Here is a 12,034-nt window from a genome sequence, read left to right as displayed (position 1 = left end):
CAAAAATTGCAAAAGCGGTGATTCCGGGTACGCCAGCAGCGGGTGGCTGCTACAGTGATATCAATCGCTTGAGGGCGCCACGCGCCTGCTGCACGGTTTTTGCTTAAGTCTGTTTTCAAGGCTCGCTGTTTGATGGAAGGCACTTGCTACGCTCATCTTGATGAGGTCTGAAATGGTTTTCGAACCCAGAAGCAGTCGTTCCTTACTCCAGAGAAGAAGCAGTGTCAGTAACGCCATCCAGGCCGGCCTCGATGGTATTGCCGTCACCGGTATTGCCTGGTACCTGATCTACGACCAGTTCGGCTACATCACATCCGATTACGTGATCATGCTGCTGTTGCTGATTGGTGCACTGGCAGTCATTTATGATCATTACGCGATCTACCGCACCAACGTCGGGTTGTCGATCAAGGCGTTCCGCCTGTTCAAGGCCTGGTCGGCAACATTTTGCTTCCTGGTGGTCATGGCGTTCCTGACCAAACAGAGCGAAACCTATTCACGGCTATTGGTGGTGCAACTGTTCGTCATTGGTTATGTCGCCCAGTTATTCTTGCATTTTGCCGTGCGCGAACTGCAAAAACGCTTTAGCGCGCATGCGCGCCTGGACAATGCCCTGATCATCGGCAACGGTGACCTGGCCAATTTCCTGTATCAGAAAATCAGCAACAACCCATGGTTTGGCGAGCGGGTGCTGGGCTGCGTGCTGCTCGACAAAGGCGATGGGCAGGGGTTGGAGAGTGCCGAGGGCAAGCAGCGCCTGCCAGTGCTGGGGCATATTGGCGACCTCGACGAGCTGGTGGCCCAACACGGCATTCGTACGGTGTACCTGGTGACGCCACTGGGTGGCTCCGAGGTCATCAACGACGTGTATTTCAAGTTGCTCGACAAGTGCATTGCGGTGAACTGGGTGCCGGATATCTTCTCGTTGCGCCTGATCAACCACAGCGTGCGGGAAATTGCCGGCATTCCGGTGCTGACCTTGTCGGAGACACCCTTGACGGGCATGAGCCTGTTCTTGAAAAACCTTGAGGACCGGGTGCTGGCCGCGTTGATTTTGCTGTTTGCATCACCTGTATTGCTGGCTGTTGCGCTGGCCATCAAGATCGATAGCCGCGGGCCGGTGTTCTTCCGCCAGGAACGTACCGGCTGGACAGGCGAATCGTTCCGTATCTGGAAGTTTCGCAGTATGCATGTTCACCAACCGGAAGAGGGCGTGGTCAAACAGGCGCAGAAGAATGACCCACGGCTGACCCGGGTCGGTGCCTTTATCCGGCGTACAAGCCTTGATGAACTGCCACAATTGTTCAACGTGCTGACCGGTGAAATGTCCCTGGTAGGGCCGCGGCCACACGCCCTGCAACATGACACCTTGTATTCGCAGGATATCGTTGACTACTTTGCCCGCCACAATATCAAGCCAGGCATGACAGGTTTGGCGCAGGTGCGCGGGTTCAGGGGGGAAACCAAGGATATCGAGCAAATGATCCAGCGGGTCGACTCGGACATCGAGTACATCAACAACTGGTCGTTGTGGCTGGACTTTGTGATTCTGGTGCGCACGCTTAATGCCTTTACGGGTAAGCAGGCTTATTGAGCAACGCACGCCCGCATCGACCGTGTACCGCCAGTCAGTCCTTGTTCAACGGATGCAATGCCCTGAACCCCCGCGCTTCTTCCACCAGCCAGTCATGCACCGCCCGCGCACCCGGCTGGTTCAAGCCGCCTGGCGGGTAATGCACCACATAACGCTTGTGGTTGGCGATCGGTACACCAAAGGGCACGATCAGTGCGCCGCGCTCCAGTTCGTCATTGAGCAGCGTGCGCCGGGCAATGGCCACGCCGATCCCGGCAATCGCCGCCTCGATGGTCAGGTGGTTGCGGTTGAAAGTGTGCCCGCGCCGCACATCCAGGCCGGCGGCGCCGATGCCTTCCAGGTAAAACTCCCACTCGGCATATTCCGAACTGCCACGCCAGGCGGTGATGTCATGCAGCAACGGGTAGTGCACCAGATCGCTTGGCCCGTGCAGGGGTGGGCGCCCACGCAGCAGGGCAGGTGAGCACACCGGGAAGATCTGCTCGTCCAGTAGCGGCGTCGAGAGCATGCCTGGGTAGCTGCCATCGTTCAGGTCGATGGCCAGGTCGAAGTCGCCCGGCGTCAGCGCCTGGGCACTGTCTTCAGCCACCAGGCGCAACTCGATGTCCGGGTAGCGTTGTTGAAAACGCGGCAAGCGCGGCGTGAGCCATTTAGCCAGGAACGAGGGGATCGAACGCACACGCAACGTGCCGCGGATTTCCCCTGCGTCCAGCCGCAGCAGCTCGGCCTCGATACTGCCATAGGCCTCGGCCACCGTCTGAGCCAGGCGTTGCCCCTCGGCGCTCAGCTCCACGCCGCGCGCCCGGCGCAGGAACAGCCGGTAGCCCAGGCGCTCTTCCAGCTGGCGCATCTGCTGGCTGACCGCGCCCGGGGTGATGTGCAGCTCTTCGGCACAGCGGGTGAAGGACAAGTGCCGGGCTGCGCAGGCAAATACGTGTAGCCAGACGAACATCTGACCATTGAGTTGTCGTCGCATCGTTTAGTACCACTAAAGCCTTGCTTAGAAAGTTTCGTTGGTCATCCGTGAGCCAGGGCGTCAGTATCGCGCAAAATCGCAATAACGCTCAATTTCTTCAGACAACCCTACCTTGGATGCATGTCAGGGTAGGGTCAGGCATTAGCATGGCTATCAGTGTTTTCGACCTTTTCAAAATTGGCATCGGGCCTTCCAGCTCCCACACCGTCGGCCCGATGCGGGCGGCGGCTACCTTTGCCCAGGCCCTGCGTGAGCAGGGGCTGCTGGCGCGGGTAACACGTGTGGAAGTGCGGCTGTATGGCTCGCTGTCGGCTACCGGGGTTGGCCATGCCACCGACCGCGCGTGCCTGCTAGGCTTGATGGGCCAGTGGCCAGACCGTATCGACCCGGCCACTATCGAGTCGCGCATTGGCCAGGTGCTGCAGGAACACTGCCTGATGCTCGACGGTAGCCATCCGCTGGCCTTCGACTATGGCCGTGACATGCTGCTGCTCGACGAGAGCCTGCCTTATCACCCCAATGCCATGAGCCTGGAAGCCATCGACGGGCAGCACAGCCTGTTGAGCCAGACCTATTTTTCGGTGGGTGGCGGATTCATCGTCGAGCAAGCCGAAATCGATGCGCCGGCAAGCGAAACGAATGCCGTGATGCTGCCTTATGAATTCGACAGTGGTGCCCAACTGCTGGCCTTGTGCAAAGCCCACAACCTGAGCGTGGCGCAACTGATGATGGCCAACGAATGCGCCTGGCGCCCGGAGGCAGAGGTGCGCGAAGGCTTGCTGCGCATCTGGGCAGCCATGCGTGAGTGCGTAGCGAACGGCCTGCGCAACGAGGGCGTTCTACCGGGTGGCTTGCAGGTCAAGCGCCGCGCCGCGCGGTTGCACCGCAGCCTGCAGGAGTTGGGCAAGCCCAACGTGATCGGCTCAACCCTCAGCGCCATGGAGTGGGTGAACCTGTTCGCCTTGGCGGTCAATGAGGAGAACGCCGCGGGCGGGCGCATGGTTACCGCGCCCACCAACGGTGCCGCTGGCATTATCCCGGCTGTACTGCATTACTACATGAAGTTCAACCCGACCGTTTGCGATGCCGATGTCGTCGATTTCCTGCTGGCGGCTGCGGCGGTCGGTATTTTGTGCAAGAAAAATGCGTCGATCTCGGGGGCTGAGGTAGGCTGCCAGGGCGAGGTGGGTTCGGCCTGCTCGATGGCTGCCGCCGGCTTGGCCCAGGTGCTGGGGGCGACGCCACCGCAGCTGGAAAACGCGGCCGAGATTGCCCTGGAGCACAACCTCGGGCTCACTTGCGACCCCGTGGGTGGCCTGGTGCAGGTGCCCTGCATCGAGCGCAATGCAATTGCTGCGGTGAAAGCGATCAATGCCGTGCAGATGGCGCTGCGGGGGGATGGCGAGCACTTCATTTCGCTCGATCGGGTGATCCGCACCATGCGTGATACCGGGGCGGACATGCATACCAATTACAAGGAAACCTCGCGCGGCGGTTTGGCGGTCGCTTTTGTCGAGTGCTGATGTTAAACGCGATCAACTGGAGCGGCCTTGTGACTCGATGGGCCGCTCCTTCACCAGATCGCGTTGACCTGATGGGTCAGCGCTGACTCATCGGCCTTTCTGCTTCGCTGCCAGGAAGCTCGCACGCATGTCCTTGGCCCAGCCATCGAGCACCGGCTTGACGTCATTCAAGGTCAGCTTCTGCGTGTCGTTCTCCAGTTCCTGGCCCGCGCCCTTGCGGACCACCTGGGCCAGCACCTTCTGGCTGGCACCGTCCAGAAACGCTGCCTCCACACCGACATCCACGTCCTGGTCACGTCCACCCATGGCGGTATTCACACCTGCCGCAATTAGCGCGATAGGGATCACCTCGTAAGGCTTGAGGCCCTCGTTACTTGTGGACACTGCCGTGATCGCCGGGCGTACCACTATCACGCCCGGGCCAGGCCCCTTGGCCAGAGGCATCACGCTGCTCATTTCCCGGCGCAGGGCCTCGTTGAAGTAGCGGGTGATTTCCTGCAGCGTCTGCTGCGAGATAACCGCTGTGGGCTGCGGCTTGGGGTAGAACTGGCTTGGCTCGACGAATACCTGGCTGTACTGGTTGATATTGACCTTAGGATCGATCCAGCGCATCACCGGGTCACCCGAAGGGCTCTTGGCTTCTTGCAGCCGGCTGTAGTCTTTGAGGAAGCCGGAGTAATCCTTGGGGTCCACGCGGTTGCTGGAGCAGGCGGCCACGGCAAGCAGCGCGGCGCACAACAGGGTAATGCGAGGCAATGATTTCATGATGAAAAGGCATCCATGAGAGGTCGGCCTCAACAACGCTAGCAGGTACGAGGCGCTTGGCCAGTGGACGGGGCAATCCTCTTTGAAAAGTACAGAATGCGTGACCGGGACGTGCTCGCCCTGAGTGGCGCTGCAAACGTTGTTGCCCACTCAACCCAGGGCCTCACGCAAGCGGTACCACAACATGCCCAGTGCCAGCAGGGGTGAGCGCAGGGCCTTGCCGCCGGGGAAGGTCAGGTGCGGCACGGCACTGAACACATCCAGGCCCTGGCTATGGCCGAGGGCGATGCTTTCGGCCAGCAGTTTCGCCGTCCAGTGCGTCACGTTCAGCCCGTGCCCGGAATAGCCTTGGGCGTAATACACGTTGGGGTGCTGGCCAAGGCGCCCGACCTGGGGGAAACGGTTGGCGGTGATGCCGATCATGCCACCCCACTGGTAGTCGATGCGCACGTTGGCCAGTTGCGGGAACACCTTCAATACCTTTGGCCGCATGTACGCGCCGATGTCTTTAGGGTCACGCCCGGAATAGTGGCAGGCGCCACCGAACAGCAGGCGGCGGTCTGCAGTGAGACGGTAGTAGTCCAGGCCGACCTTCTGGTCGCACAGCGCCATGTTCTGCGGGATCAGGCTGCTGGCCAGCGCTTCGGGCAAGGGTTCGGTGGCCACCACATAGCTGCCGGCCGGGAGCACCTTGCCACTCAGGCGCGGCTCCAGTTCATCGAGGTGAGCGTTGCAGCCCAGCACCAGGCTGCTTGCACGCACCTTGCCGCGCGCCGTGTACAGCGTCAGCCTGGGCCCGTGCTCAATACGCAGCACCGGGCTTTGTTCGAAAATGCGCACGCCCAGGCTGTGGGCCGCGCGGGCTTCGCCCTGGACCAGATCCAGCGGGTGCAGGTGGCCCGAGCCCATGTCTACCAGGCCGCCAGCGTACTGGTCGCTGGCGACGATCTCGTTCAACTGCCCGGCGCCGACCAGGCGTGTTTCGTGGCGATAGCCCAGGGCGGCCAGGTCGTCCTGTTCATCCTTGAAGGCGGCGAACTGCGCCTCGGTGTTGGCCAGTTCGCAGAAGCCCCAGCGCAGATCGCAGGCAATGCCGTAGCGGGCGATACGGTCGGCCACCAGTTCCACTGAATCGATGCCGGCCTGTTTCAGGTAGCGCACACCTTCCTGGCCGACATGCCGGGCAAAGCCGCTGACATCATGGCCGATGCCGCGAATCAGTTGGCCGCCATTGCGCCCACTGGCGCCCCAGCCGATGCGACGGGCTTCCAGCAGCACCACCGAGAGGCCGCGCTCGGCCAGCTCCAGGGCGGTATTGACCCCGGTCAGCCCGCCGCCGATCACGCAAACGTCGGCCGTCAGTTCACTGTCCAGGCTGGGGTAGGGTGCCGCGTCGCGCGCTGTAGCGGCGTAGTACGAGGCGGTGTGTTGGGTATTGAAAGACATGAGCGTTCTCGACTCAGCGGTTGGATTTGATCTTGCTCCAGGAGCGGGTCATGACGCGCATGATTTTCGGGCTCGGGGTGCTGGAGATGTACAGCTTGTCCAGCACCTCCTGCGGTGGGTAGATCTCGGGGTTGTTCACCAGCGATGCATCCATGTAGGCCTTGGCGTCAGGGTTGGCATTGGCATAGCCGACCGTGGCGCTGACCTTGGCAATCACTTTGGGGTCGAGCAGGTAGTTGATGAACGCCAGGGCCTGCTCGGGGTTGTTGGCGTCCTTGGGGATGGCCAGCAGGTCGAACCACAGGTTGCTGCCTTCCTTGGGAATGCTGTAGGCGACCTTCACGCCGTTTTTCGCCTCTACGGCGCGGTTGGCGGCCTGGAACACGTCGCCGGAGTAGCCGAACGCTACGCAGACATTACCGTTCGCCAGGTCTGAAACGTACTTGGAGGAGTGGAAGTAGGTGATATAGGGGCGCAGTTCGAGCAGGCGGGCCTCGGCCTTGGCGTAATCGCCCGGTTTTTCGCTGCGCGGGTCCAGGCCCAGGTAGTTGAGCACGGCCGGGAACAGCTCGTCGGGTGAGTCCATGAATGCCACGCCGCACTGCTTGAGCTTTTTCAGGTTCTCGGGCTCGAACAGCACTGCCCACGAGTCGATATGGTCCACACCCAGTGCCGCCTTGACCTTGTCGACGTTGTAGCCGATGCCATTGGTGCCCCAGAGGTAAGGCACGGCGTACTGGTTGCCGGGGTCGTTCTGTTCAAGTTGTTTGAGCAGTTTGGGGTCCAGGTGCTGCCAGTTCGGCAGCTTGCTGCGGTCCAGCGGCAGGAAGGCCCCGGCCTGGGCCTGGCGGGCGAGGAAGTGGTTGGACGGTACCACCACGTCATAACCCGTGCGCCCGGCCAACAGCTTGCCTTCAAGGGTTTCGTTGGAGTCGAACACGTCATAGACCACCTTGATTCCGCTGCTGGCCTGGAAATCGGCCAGAGTGGTGTCACCGATGTAGTCGGTCCAGTTGTACACACTGACCGTGGGTGCGGCCTGGGTGGTGGTGGCGAACAGCAGGGTGAATGCAGCGGGGATCAGGGCTTGCAGATGACGCATGGGAACACCTCGTTGGTCTTGTTCTTCGAGTTCGGAGCAGGGTTGCCTGTGCATGGGGTGCAAAGCACCCCCGCGGTGGATCAGACACTCAGCATCAGGAATTCACGCTCCCACGAGCTGATGACGCGCTTGTAGTTCTCGTGTTCGGCGCGCTTGACCGCCACGTAGCCCTGGACGAATTGCTTACCCAGGTACTGCTGCACGGTTTCGCAGTCTTCCATGTGCTGCAGCGCATCTTCGATGGTGATCGGCAGGCGCAGGTTGCGTCGTTCATAGGCACGGCCCTGCACTGCTGCGCTAGGGTCGATCTGCTCGACCATGCCCAGGTAGCCGCACAGCAGGCTGGCAGCGATGGCCAGGTACGGGTTGGCATCGGCGCCCGGCAGGCGGTTTTCCACCCGCATCGCCTCCGGGCTGGACGTAGGCACGCGCAAGCCGGCGGTGCGGTTTTCTACACCCCACTCGACGTTGACCGGTGCCGAAGTATCCGGCAGGAAGCGGCGGAACGAGTTGACGTTGGGCGCGAACATCGGCAGCAGCTTGGGGATGTACTTCTGCAAGCCGCCGATGTGATGCAGGAACAGCGGGCTCATGCTGCCGTCTTCGTTGGCGAAGATCGGTTTGCCAGTGGCGATGTCGACCACGCTCTGGTGCAGGTGCATGGCACTGCCGGGTTCGTCGGTGATCGGCTTGGCCATGAACGTGGCGGCCACGTTGTGTTTGAGCGCTGCCTCGCGCATGGTGCGCTTGAACACGGTGATCTGGTCGGCAAGGTCCAGCGCGTCGCCGTGGCGGAAGTTGATCTCCATCTGCGCCGGGCCGTCTTCGTGGATCAGCGTATCCAGGTCCAGCCCCTGGATCTCGCACCAGTCGTAGACGTCTTCGAACAGCGGGTCGAATTCGTTGGCGGCATCGATCGAGAACGACTGTCGGCCACTTTCAGCACGGCCGGAACGCCCCAGTGGCACCTGCAGTGGCAAGTCCGGGTCTTCGCAGCGCTTGGTCAGGTAGAACTCCATCTCGGGCGCGACGATTGGCTGCCAGCCCTTGTCGGCGTACAGCTTGAGCACCTTCTTCAGCACGTTGCGTGGCGAAAGCTCGATGGGGTTGCCTTGCTTGTCGAAAGTGTCGTGGATCACGATCGCGGTTGGCTCGATCGCCCACGGGATCTGGTAAACGGCGGAGGGGTCGGGGCGGCAGACCATGTCGATGTCGGCGGCGTCGAGCAGGTTGTAATAGATGTCATCGTCGACGTAGTCGCCGGTGACTGTCTGCAGCAGCACGCTTTCTGGCAGGCGCATGCCTCGCTCATGGAGGAACTTGGCGGTGGGCGCAATCTTGCCGCGGGCGATGCCGGTCAAGTCGCTGATCACGCATTCGACTTCGGTGATCCGGTGTTCTTTCAGCCAGGTGGACAGCTGATCGAAGGGGGCGTTCATACAGACCTCTTGGTTGGGTTTTAGTGGGGGAGCGTGGGCGCTTGCGAAAACCGTTGAACAGTTGCGAAGGCGTTACGCTTCCCAGGTGACGCGCTGCAGACTATCTTGGGCGCAGCCCCCCGGGGCAATCTATCCACTTTCTTCAGTATCGAATGCACCAAAAGAGTGCATACAGGACGATGTGTGACAACCGCCAATGCGTTGAAGGTCCAGGCTTTCCACACCACTGACGTCACCGAGCAAGTGCGCGCCACCCCTGGCTGGCAGCAGCAGTACCGGCAGATGTCGCCCGGGTACTTCAGCGGTGAGCTGCGCTGCCTTGGGCTGGATGGCGTGGAGGTGTACGAAGAGCGCCTGAACACCCGGGTGGAACAGTTTTTCCGCGCGCCAAGCGGCGCGTTGGCGTTTTGCTTCGACCGCAGTGAGAACAGCCTGTACCTGCTGAACGAACAAAGCCGCAATATCTGGATTACGCCAGAGAACTACCACGAAGTGGCGGTCGTGTTCGACCAGGCGTTCCTGGCCCGCCATGGGCTAGACCCGCAGCGTCTGGAAGGGTTGTTCATGGTGCCATTGGGTAGCGGCCAGAATGCGCTGTTCGGCAGCTGGCTCAGCGCCACCTTGACCCGGTTGGGCGAGGAGGGTTGCCCGTCGCAAGGGCAGGCCCTGGCTGAGCAGTTGCTGGAGGACTGTCTGTTCATTCTCGACAACGCCAGTCAGCGTTTACAGGGCGTGGCCTTGGGGCGGCGGGACGAGGAAAGGGCGATCATGCACCGGGTCAGCGAATGGGCGGCCGACTGCCCGGAAGAGACGCTGAACCTGCTTGAGCTGGCAGACGTGGCTGGGGTTTCCCTGCGCCAGTTGCAGCAAGCGTTCAAGGCGTTTACCGGCATGCCGCCGGCGCACTGGCTGCGCCTGCGCCGGCTCAACGGTGCGCGGCGTGATCTGTTGCGCGGTGGCGGCGTGACCGTGGCCGAGGTGGCGATGCGCTGGTCTTTCTGGCATTTAGGAAGGTTTTCAGAGAGTTACCGGCAGTTATTCAAGGAGTTTCCCAGTGAAACATTGAAGCGCTGCAGGGTTTGAGGTGGAGGCGGGGCTGCCGGCCTCTTCGCGGGCTCGCCCGCTCCCACAGCACCAGCATGGTTTCGTGAATCGCACGTTGCCTAGGGCGCGGGCGGTTCCGCGAAGCGGCCAGCCCAGGCAACACTGAACCCAGCATTCCACGCCAAAAGTTGCTATCGTGCCGCCCTGATTTCACCCGAGGTGCCGATGTTCTACCTGCCTTTGTCCAGCGACCAGGCTGACCGCCTCGCCAGCGCGGCTGTAACCGAATTCTTCACCACTGCCAGTGTGCTCGATGCCGCCGCCGTGCTGTTCGTGCAAAACCTGCCACGTCAGCCTGCCATCGCCTCGGCCGACGCGCAGGAGCGTCGTTTCGCCGAAATCGTGCGCATCGCCAACCAAGTCGAAGGTGTCGCCCCCGGGCGCTTCCAGGGCCAGGTAGCGCAGCACTTCGATCGCGAAGCATTCGCCATGGGCCTGGGCATGCTGGGCGAAAATGGCATTGCACTGCTGTCGGCCGAAGTGGAGTACCAGGCGGACGAGTTGCTGGATGACGAAGGCCAGTGGAACTTCCAGTTCGCCGACCGCTACCGCCAACGGGCCACGCCGCTGCACCCGGTGTACCTGCCATCGCTGGCCAGCGACTTGATGCTCAGCGACCAGCAAAACCGCCTGCTGCGTGAATTCCTCAGTGGCGTCGACGAGTCTGTGGCTGTGCAAGGTTTCGCCGGCACCGGCAAGACCTTCCTGATTCACCAGTTCGCCCGGCTGCTGGAGCCGCAGCGCACATTGCTGCTGGCCTTGACCGAAGGGCAGTTGCGCGCACTGCAGGCGCGGGTCAAGGACGCTGCCGCCTATACCGCGCTGACCTTCGGCCAACTGGCTGACGAACTGCTCAACCGCGACCTCACCAGCAACGGCTGGCGACTGCGCGATCCGTATCGCACCAAGCTGTCCTGGCGCCCCCAGGAAGCGCAAGTGGTGCGCTGGTTGGCCATCCCTGATATCGGCCCGCTCGCAGCGCGTGACGTGGTTGCCTTGTGCATCCGCGCCGTGCGCACGTTCTGCCACAGTGCCGATACCCAGCTTCAACTGCACCACTTGCCCTGGGCCGGGCCTGGCACCTCGCCGCTGGATCAGGAGGTGCTGCTGGAAAAGGCGCGCCTGTACTGGCAAGAGCTGATTCGCCCGTCGGCGCGGGACATTCAGCTGCCGGTGCGTGACTACCACCGGGTCAAGCTGCTGTCGCTGACCGAACATGTGATCGACAGCCGTTACACCCATGTCATCGTCGACGAGGCCCACGAGTTGTCGGCACCGATGCTGGCGGTACTCGATCGCAGTCCGCAGTCGATCATTACCCTGGGTGACGAACTGCAAAACCTCAACGGCCTCAGCCCGCACCATGGCAGCTTCATCCGCCAACGCTGCATTGACCACTCACTGCGCGCCGGGCCGGCAATGGACAATGTGCTCAACCCGCTGATCCAGGCGCACCCGGCCACGATCCAGGCAGCCTTCAGTGGCAATGCCGAGCACTACACCCGGGTCAGCTTCTTCGACACGGTGATGGTGCCGGAACAGCCCACGGCGCTTATCGTCGATGATGAATGGGGCCTGTTTGGCTGGTTCCAGCGCCTGACGCATCAGGGGGTGCCGTTCTTGTTGCTGAAAAGCGCTCGCAAGGACTTTGAACTGTTCGTCGAGGACTGCATCGAGCTGTACCGCTACGGCACGCGGCCGCGCCACCCGATGCTGTTCCGCTATGCCAGCTGGCAGGCGCTGGAGCAGGACAAGGGCGATGACAAAGCGTTCGTCGCCGTGGCCAACATGCTGCGCAAGGGCTATACGCCGGAGCACTTTGCCAAGGCCAAGAGCCGTTACCGCTGGGACAAGGCGCCGAAGTTGTTCCTGGGGCGTGTACGGGATGTGAAGAACATGGAGTTTGCCCGGGTGATGGTGTCGCCGGAACTGATGGTAGCGCCACAGGTGGCGGGTAACCGCAATGAACGGGCGCGTATGCTGGCGGGGTTGTATACCGCCTGTTCGCGGGCAAGGCATGAATTGATCGTGCCGGGGGGGATGCTGGACTGGGTCAAGGACCAGGTTCGGGATTGAAGCGCCTGG

The 12,034-nt window shown here is 61.8% G+C and carries 9 protein-coding genes; 4 read left to right on the top strand and 5 right to left on the bottom strand.

All coding sequences use genetic code 11. From position 1 onward, the window contains the following. Positions 1-172: 172 nt before the first annotated feature. On the top strand, positions 173-1,594 hold the full coding sequence (locus tag GST84_13395; GenBank protein ID XGB13313.1) for an undecaprenyl-phosphate glucose phosphotransferase: 1,422 nt from the start codon (positions 173-175) through the stop codon (positions 1,592-1,594). A 34-nt stretch (positions 1,595-1,628) separates the two neighbouring features. On the opposite strand, the gene GST84_13390 is transcribed toward GST84_13395, so the two are convergent. Beyond that, positions 1,629-2,570, bottom strand: a complete 942-nt coding sequence (locus GST84_13390; GenBank protein ID XGB13312.1) for a LysR family transcriptional regulator — start codon at positions 2,568-2,570, stop codon at positions 1,629-1,631. A 146-nt stretch (positions 2,571-2,716) separates the two neighbouring features. Between GST84_13390 and GST84_13385 the strand changes: the two genes are divergently transcribed. Further along, positions 2,717-4,093: an L-serine ammonia-lyase gene (locus GST84_13385; protein XGB13311.1), complete on the top strand. Its 1,377-nt coding sequence runs from the start codon at positions 2,717-2,719 to the stop codon at positions 4,091-4,093. Positions 4,094-4,180: 87 nt separating this feature from the next. Here the strand turns inward: GST84_13385 and GST84_13380 are convergent, their stop codons facing one another. The 4 genes from GST84_13380 to GST84_13365 all read right to left on the bottom strand — a co-directional run bounded on the left by GST84_13380 (position 4,181) and on the right by GST84_13365 (position 8,845). After that, complete coding sequence (locus GST84_13380) at positions 4,181-4,858, bottom strand: DUF3313 family protein (protein XGB13310.1); 678 nt, start codon at positions 4,856-4,858, stop codon at positions 4,181-4,183. 150 nt (positions 4,859-5,008) lie between these two features. Continuing rightward, positions 5,009-6,304: an FAD-dependent oxidoreductase gene (locus GST84_13375; protein XGB13309.1), complete on the bottom strand. Its 1,296-nt coding sequence runs from the start codon at positions 6,302-6,304 to the stop codon at positions 5,009-5,011. A 13-nt stretch (positions 6,305-6,317) separates the two neighbouring features. Next, positions 6,318-7,406: an extracellular solute-binding protein gene (locus tag GST84_13370; protein XGB13308.1), complete on the bottom strand. Its 1,089-nt coding sequence runs from the start codon at positions 7,404-7,406 to the stop codon at positions 6,318-6,320. 80 nt (positions 7,407-7,486) lie between these two features. After that, complete coding sequence (locus GST84_13365) at positions 7,487-8,845, bottom strand: glutamine synthetase (protein XGB13307.1); 1,359 nt, start codon at positions 8,843-8,845, stop codon at positions 7,487-7,489. Between the two features lie 183 nt (positions 8,846-9,028). Here GST84_13365 and GST84_13360 point away from each other — a divergent pair, with 183 nt between their 5' ends. Next, complete coding sequence (locus GST84_13360; GenBank protein ID XGB13306.1) at positions 9,029-9,928, top strand: helix-turn-helix domain-containing protein; 900 nt, start codon at positions 9,029-9,031, stop codon at positions 9,926-9,928. Between the two features lie 186 nt (positions 9,929-10,114). Further along, complete coding sequence (locus GST84_13355; GenBank protein ID XGB13305.1) at positions 10,115-12,025, top strand: AAA family ATPase; 1,911 nt, start codon at positions 10,115-10,117, stop codon at positions 12,023-12,025. The last annotated feature ends 9 nt before the right edge of the window (positions 12,026-12,034 follow it).

The organism is Pseudomonas putida, assembly GCA_041879295.1.
GTDB classification, from domain to species: Bacteria; Pseudomonadota; Gammaproteobacteria; order Pseudomonadales; family Pseudomonadaceae; genus Aquipseudomonas; species Aquipseudomonas putida_Y.
This window is presented reverse-complemented; position numbering and strand designations above follow the sequence as displayed.

Bases quoted from the DNA above. Each gene is read 5' to 3' on its own strand.
- GST84_13355 (XGB13305.1), top strand. From the start codon at position 10,115: ATGTTCTACCTGCCTTTGTCCAGCGACCAGGCTGACCGCCTCGCCAGC.
- GST84_13370 (XGB13308.1), bottom strand. From the start codon at position 7,406: ATGCGTCATCTGCAAGCCCTGATCCCCGCTGCATTCACCCTGCTGTTC.
- GST84_13385 (XGB13311.1), top strand. From the start codon at position 2,717: ATGGCTATCAGTGTTTTCGACCTTTTCAAAATTGGCATCGGGCCTTCC.
- GST84_13390 (XGB13312.1), bottom strand. From the start codon at position 2,570: ATGCGACGACAACTCAATGGTCAGATGTTCGTCTGGCTACACGTATTT.
- GST84_13375 (XGB13309.1), bottom strand. From the start codon at position 6,304: ATGTCTTTCAATACCCAACACACCGCCTCGTACTACGCCGCTACAGCG.
- GST84_13380 (XGB13310.1), bottom strand. From the start codon at position 4,858: ATGAAATCATTGCCTCGCATTACCCTGTTGTGCGCCGCGCTGCTTGCC.
- GST84_13365 (XGB13307.1), bottom strand. From the start codon at position 8,845: ATGAACGCCCCCTTCGATCAGCTGTCCACCTGGCTGAAAGAACACCGG.
- GST84_13395 (XGB13313.1), top strand. From the start codon at position 173: ATGGTTTTCGAACCCAGAAGCAGTCGTTCCTTACTCCAGAGAAGAAGC.